5 protein-coding genes are annotated in these 4,367 nt (G+C 55.9%); 3 read left to right on the top strand and 2 right to left on the bottom strand.

Translation table 11 applies throughout. The features are described 5' to 3' along the window. Nucleotides 1-125: 125 nt before the first annotated feature. Together POG22_RS21510 and POG22_RS21505 are read right to left on the bottom strand one after the other, a co-directional pair. Nucleotides 126-1,187, bottom strand: coding sequence for an ABC transporter permease (locus tag POG22_RS21510; RefSeq protein WP_498907071.1), 1,062 nt, complete (start codon nt 1,185-1,187; stop codon nt 126-128). Nucleotides 1,188-1,243: 56 nt separating this feature from the next. Beyond that, nucleotides 1,244-1,756: an adenine phosphoribosyltransferase gene (locus POG22_RS21505; RefSeq protein ID WP_026097615.1), complete on the bottom strand. Its 513-nt coding sequence runs from the start codon at nt 1,754-1,756 to the stop codon at nt 1,244-1,246. Nucleotides 1,757-1,807: 51 nt separating this feature from the next. Between POG22_RS21505 and POG22_RS21500 the strand changes: the two genes are divergently transcribed. From POG22_RS21500 to POG22_RS21490, 3 genes are all read left to right on the top strand, one after another. Continuing rightward, entirely contained in the window at nt 1,808-1,978 is a 171-nt protein-coding gene (locus POG22_RS21500) for a hypothetical protein (RefSeq protein ID WP_498907070.1), read from the top strand. A 99-nt stretch (nt 1,979-2,077) separates the two neighbouring features. Further along, nucleotides 2,078-2,641 carry a DUF3038 domain-containing protein gene (locus POG22_RS21495; RefSeq protein ID WP_017660758.1) on the top strand — a complete coding sequence of 188 codons (564 nt, stop codon included), beginning with the start codon at nt 2,078-2,080 and terminating at the stop codon, nt 2,639-2,641. 148 nt (nt 2,642-2,789) lie between these two features. Further along, the gene (locus POG22_RS21490) at nt 2,790-4,187 is read left to right on the top strand and encodes a DUF4335 domain-containing protein (protein WP_498907069.1); all 1,398 of its coding nucleotides are present in this window, start codon (nt 2,790-2,792) and stop codon (nt 4,185-4,187) included. The last annotated feature ends 180 nt before the right edge of the window (nt 4,188-4,367 follow it).

Below are 4,367 nucleotides of genomic sequence, written 5' to 3'. Positions count from 1 at the left end.
GGTGACTGGCGACTGGTGACTGGTGACTGGCGACTGGCGACTGGCGACTGGTGACTGGTGACTGGTGACTGGTGACTGGTGACTGGCGACTGGCGACTGAAACACTGTTCCCTCTTCCCAATCGACTATTGTCGATCGCTCAATTGAATGCGGGGATCGACGGTTTTTAGGAGTAAGTCGGCGAATAAGTTTCCGACGATCAGCATCACCGCACCCATCATCAAACTGGCCATTACGACGTAAAGATCCTGGGAACGAACCGCTTCTAACACCAAACGTCCCAATCCCGGCCAGTTAAAAAAATATTCGGCGATAAACGCGCCGCTGAGTAAGTTGGCGAACTCGAACCCCAACAGCGTAATTAACGGGTTGACGGCGTTGCGGAGGGCGTGAACGTAAACGACCTTATTTTCTGGAAGTCCCTTGGCTCGGGCGGTGCGAATGTAATCTTGACGCAGTACGTCGAGGAGTTGTCCGCGCATCAACCGCTGCAACCCTGCGAAACTGGTAATGCTCAAAGCCACCGTCGGGAGAAACGCGTGCCACGCTATGTCTAGGGCTTTTCCAAGCGGCGAGAGATCGTCGTAAAACACGCTCGTCATATTTCCCACGGGGAAGAGCGGCGTGAGATTTTGCGCCAGAATCAGCAGTAACAAGGCGGTGATGAAACTGGGGAAGCCTTGTCCGGCGTAACTGAGCGATCGCAAAACGCGATCGAGTGTGGTATTTTGGCGAACCGCCGCCACGATCCCCAACGGAATCGCGATCGCCCACGTCAACAGTAACGAGGCGATCGACAACAGCAGCGTGTTCGCCACCCGCTCCCCGATCAGCGTCGCGACATCTTTTTGATACATGAAACTCCGCCCGAAATTCCCCTGCGTGACGATTTGCGTCAACCAGTTCCAATATTGAACGATCGCGGGTTCGTCCAACCCGAACTGTTCCTTGAGTTGGGCGAGGAGTTCTGGCGAAATCGTGGGATCGCGACTGAGAACGTCTAAATAGTCCCCCGGTGCCAGTTGAACCACGGCGAAACACAACGCCGACGCTAACACCAGCGTAAAAGCAGCTTGTCCGAGGCGCTTGACGGTATACATTAGCGTCTCGTTCGCCATCAGTTGCGCCGTCGCGTTGGCAAGCTGAACGAGAATCGTACGAGGCGTCGGCTTGTTCGTCGAAGTCATCGTGAGTAAAAAGTGCTGGCTGAATATCGAGCGATCGACGGCGGAGGTCGAGTCTTTTAATATTCCACTAGGGTAACAACCGGAACGTCGGGAAGTTTACTGCGTCCGCCGAGATCGCGCAGTTCTACCACGAACGCAAATCCAACGAGTTCGCCTCCAGCACGTTCGACGAGGTTCGCTGTGGCTTGAGCGGTTCCTCCCGTGGCGATCAGATCGTCGATGACCAAAACTCGCGATCCCGGAGAAAAGGCGTCGCAGTGCATTTCCAGGCGATCGGTACCGTATTCGAGATCGTACTCGGCCGAGTAGGTTCGAGCGGGCAGTTTTCCGGGTTTGCGAACGGGAACGAATCCCGCGCCGAGGTGGTGCGCCACCGGAACGCCAAACATGAAGCCCCGCGATTCCATTCCCAGCACTACGTCCGGCTGAAAGGGATGACATTTTTCGACCAACCGCTCGAGGGTTGCGGCTAAACCCTTCGGATGTGCTAAAAGGGTCGTGATATCTCGAAATAGAATGCCGGGTTTGGGAAAATCGGGGATGTCGCGAATCAGCGATTTGAGATCCATGGCGGTACGAGTAAGATGGATGCTTAACGGTTTGCGAACGGCGATCGGGGGATGTCCGAACATCGCCCCACAAAATCCTATCAGGAAATTTATGGCAGTCCGCAGGTCAGGGAACGGGGAGCGTATACGATCGAATCGGGAACGACGCTCGATCGCACTCTCGTCAGAGTTAAATGCGATCGCCCGAAATTGCCGAAACCGATCTTACGCACCGTAAACTGAAAGTATCTCAATCCTGTTACCCGATACGAGTAGACTGTTGTGAGCGCAATGCTATCGAATCCGCCCCAAACTCAGACTTCTAAATCTCAAACTACAGTGATGTTAGACCGCTTGCCCGATATGCCCGTCACCCATCACGGCTGTTCGCGGCGTACGCGCGTTCAATTGGATTTAGCGTTGTTGGCGATCGAGGCGTTGAACCTCAACGGCTCTCAGGATATCCTCGCCCTCGCCAAACAGTTAGAACTCGACGGGATTTTGCCCAACCGCGTTACCCTCTGGCGCGTTCGCAATACCAATCCCCTGCGTCGCGCCCACCGCCGTCGCCCGATGTCGTTAACTGAAGCGAAGGCGTTAACTGCGATCGTTTGTTATATGGCGCGTCGGATGACGTTAGCTTTGCGTCAGTTGTTAAAGGAATACCAACAGCTCGTACAGCAGCAGCTTCCCCTCGAAAAAAGTCCGCAACTGGCGTTTTATCTCGAGCGGTTTCGCGCTCACTTTCGCAGCCGGATGAATCCGCGACGGTCTGCAATTTTGGTGTACAGTACGGACGAGAAACTCAACGAGTTGGCGATCGCGCTGCTCGAACAACTGTTGTTTTGTACGGGAACGGCGGGAATGCAGCGGTTTTGGGTGAGTCTGTTTGACGGGGAAGTTTGAAGAGTTCGACTAAAATCGAAAGTCTCGAGGACTAGATCCGTACCCCGTCTGGTGAGAGAGCTGAGTTCGTCGCGAGTGTCTCGACGCTTCACTCTCCCCTCTTCCTCGAATAACGGCGGTCGGCTCGTAAGGTTAAGGAAACAGTGGAATGGTTGTAAGGCGAAAGTATAGCTTGCCCGAATGTACGCTGATCGTTGAAGGGATCGGCGATCCCCAAGGCGCAGACGAGCGATCGACGCGCCCTCTGTTGTCGGTGTTAGTCAGCGCCGAATGTCATTTAGTCGGCAAACCCCACGCTCTAACGGGCGATCGCGCGTTTTTAGAAGCGTTTGCCGAAACGGTCGATCGCTACGCGCGAGGCATGATGAGCGGATTGTCTGTCAGTTCGCCGCCAGATTCCCCCGTGACGGTCGAACCCGTTTCGGAAAACGGACGAGCCAATGCCTCCCTCCACCGGTTGAGCGTTCGCCAACCCGACGCAGCCGAACCGCTTCGCCTCGACTTGACGACGCTACAACTGTTCGACTTAGTCGAAGCCCTCGATCAGATGTTAGCCGACCGGCGCACCTTGCCCGACTGGGCGATCGAGTTTCAGCCGAGAACGCGCCGCGAAGCCCACAACGAAGAACCGATTCAAAAACGCGCCGCGCCCTTCGCCTTGGGTGCTTCGGGTCTCGTTATCGCCGCCTTAGCCCTGTTTTCCCTCCCAGTTCCCGAAGTCGAACGCCCCCGCGAACCCCTGCCCGACGCCTCGGAAGACACCTCAGAACTGACAACGACACCCAACGGCGATCCTCCCACCGCCACACCTCCCGACGCGGCCGAAAACGCGGCTGAAAATACCAGTGCGGCCGTTCCCGAGTTAGACGAAGCTCTCGAAACGGTTCCTGAAATTACCGATCCCGATCGCCTGTTGGCCTTGCGCTACAACCTCTATCAAGACCTCGATCGCAACTGGACGACCGAACCGACGTTCGATCGCGACTTGGTGTATCGCGTCACAGTCGGCATTGACGGCGCGATTTTAGGCTACCGACCAGAAAACAGTCCCGCACGGGATTACGCGGACGAAACCCCGTTACAAGAGCTAGTCTACGTTCCCGTCGAAGGCGGAACCGCCCAGGCGGAATCCCTAGCAGAGTTTAAAGTCGTTTTCACAGAAAACGGTGTCTTGCAAGTCAGTCCTTGGGACGGTTACCCCTCGACGCCTAACGACCCCCCCACCATCGACGATATCGCCACCCTGGAAAACTTGTTATTCGAGGTGCGGGACGACCTTTACGACGAGTGGACGACCGAACCTCGGTTCGATCGCGATCTCGAATACCGCCTCGCCGTCACTGAAGACGGAGCGATCGCCCGTTACGAACCTCTCTCGAGCGCTGCCTCACTCTATTTTCCCGAACTGCCGATCGAACCACTGTACGATCCCGCTTCCAGCATCGTCCTCAAAGATGGAAAAGTCAATCTCGCGCCCCTGGCCGAGTTCCGCGTCGTCTTTACCCCCAGAGGAACCCTCGAAATTAGTCCCTGGGACGGGTATTAGTTCAGTGAACAGTGAGCAGTGTTTCAGTCGCCAGTCGCCAGTCACCAGTCACCAGTGAAGACAGGGAACGGGGAACAGGGAACAGTGAAGACAGTTAACAATTAACAGTTTCTCCCCCTCTCCCTTTCTCCCCCTCTCCCTTTCTCCCCCTCTCCCTTTCTCCCCCTCTCCCTTCTCCCC

Origin of the sequence: Geitlerinema sp. CS-897 (assembly GCF_028368005.1) — a bacterium.
In the GTDB taxonomy this organism is placed as follows: domain Bacteria; phylum Cyanobacteriota; class Cyanobacteriia; order Cyanobacteriales; family Geitlerinemataceae; genus Baaleninema; species Baaleninema simplex.
The sequence above is the reverse complement of the archived record's forward strand: the minus strand, read 5'-3'. Positions and strand labels throughout refer to the sequence as shown.

What these genes read in the sequence shown, in the direction of transcription:
- POG22_RS21510 (WP_498907071.1), bottom strand. Translation starts at nt 1,187, where the DNA reads ATGACTTCGACGAACAAGCCGACGCCTCGTACGATTCTCGTTCAGCTT.
- POG22_RS21505 (WP_026097615.1), bottom strand. Translation starts at nt 1,756, where the DNA reads ATGGATCTCAAATCGCTGATTCGCGACATCCCCGATTTTCCCAAACCC.
- POG22_RS21500 (WP_498907070.1), top strand. Translation starts at nt 1,808, where the DNA reads ATGTCCGAACATCGCCCCACAAAATCCTATCAGGAAATTTATGGCAGT.
- POG22_RS21495 (WP_017660758.1), top strand. Translation starts at nt 2,078, where the DNA reads ATGTTAGACCGCTTGCCCGATATGCCCGTCACCCATCACGGCTGTTCG.
- POG22_RS21490 (WP_498907069.1), top strand. Translation starts at nt 2,790, where the DNA reads ATGGTTGTAAGGCGAAAGTATAGCTTGCCCGAATGTACGCTGATCGTT.